The organism is Streptococcus sp. CCH5-D3 (assembly GCF_001556435.1).
Taxonomy (GTDB): Bacteria; Bacillota; Bacilli; order Lactobacillales; family Streptococcaceae; genus Streptococcus.
In genome coordinates this window covers 1-318 of sequence record NZ_LSIW01000144.1, presented here as the reverse complement: position 1 = coordinate 318, position 318 = coordinate 1, and the positions used below count along the sequence as shown (strand labels likewise).

1 protein-coding gene is annotated in these 318 nt (G+C 41.8%); it reads right to left on the bottom strand.

The features are described from left to right. Positions 1-318: mucin-binding protein (locus AX662_RS10810; protein WP_443030983.1), on the bottom strand; the 318-nt coding region annotated here is incomplete at both ends.

Sequence of the window (318 nt, the reverse complement as noted above, 5' to 3'; positions counted from 1 at the left end):
TATCTTGGGTAACCGTCTTAGTTGGAACGCTTGCTTTATCCGCATAGTAGCCAGTGACATTTGGTGTTGGCACTGACGCATAATCCGTCTTATTAGCTACCCATGGTTCATTAGGGTTAAGAATTTCACCTGTAACTTTATCAAGTTCCAATGTACGTGTCCATTGGGCGTTTTGAACGTTATCAGGTGGTGTTTGAGCACCTGCTCCTACATAATGAACAGTTGATGTCACATCTTTCTTCCATTGATCTTTCGCAGGGTAGTTTGGACTGTTTGGATCATTTGGATTGATTGGATCTGTTGGATTATGTGGATCAT